General features: G+C 29.6%; 1 pseudogene. It reads right to left on the reverse strand.

Annotated elements, in window-relative coordinates:
• Nucleotides 1–988: pseudogene (locus ACWIUO_RS13760) on the reverse strand (hypothetical protein); the annotation flags it as partial.

Consider the following 988-nt stretch of genomic DNA (forward strand, 5'->3'; position numbering starts at 1 on the left):
GAAGGGGAGAGAGGTTTAGCTTTAGGGTTTGGAGTAAAGCTAATGTTTATGGGTAATAGCGTTAATGTGTTAGAGTAAGGATTTGATTTATATACATCTAAATCTTTAAATAAAAGATTTTGTGAATCTAATATATTAGCTTGATTATTTATTTGATGATTGGTTTGTGTTTTATCATTGATTTCATCATTTAATAACACAGCATTAAAAAAGGCATTGCTTTTGTGAATAATATTATCATTAGTGTTAATGTTGTTTGCTAAAAGGGCTTCATTGATTAGCATTTGTTTGATTTCAATAATGTAGAAATCTTGCAAGGACTGCTCTTTAGTGCTTGTGCTATGCTCTAAATTGATTCTAAAGGTTTGATTTAGCTCTAAATCATAGATATTACTTTTTGCTTTAAAGGTGTTATAAAGCATCATTGCCCTAGAAGTAGCAATACTTAATGGTGTGTTTATATTGCTACTTATATCGCCTGTATTATTTGGGTTGCTTTGAGGATTTTGGTTGTTTGTGGTGTTTGGATTATTTATGTTGTTTGCATCGCTAAAAGAATATTGTGAGTTATAAATGTGGGTGGAATAAAGGGCATTATTTAGATTTTCTATGGAATTATTATATGAATCATTGTGCGATGTTGCATTGTTTGGATTAAAATGACTTGATATAGAATGCAACTCATAAGGATTTGTAGCTGAATGTGTGCTTTGAGTGAATGATTTTGTGATTAGGGATTGGGATTTATAAAAACTATTTATACAGGGTAGATTTTGGGTATTGTTTGGATTTGGGTTAAAGAGAATCGTTTGAATTATATTGTTTTTAGATTCATTTGAATCTAATTTAGATTCGCCCATAGTGTTGTTTTTTGATTCATTAGTTTCATTAGAATTACTTGCATTTAAATGATTATTTGTGCTATGAATGCCATTTGCTAAGAAATCATAGAAATAAATCGTGCTAGAATCCTCATAGAAATATATGC

The organism is Helicobacter sp. T3_23-1056 (genome assembly GCF_053654535.1).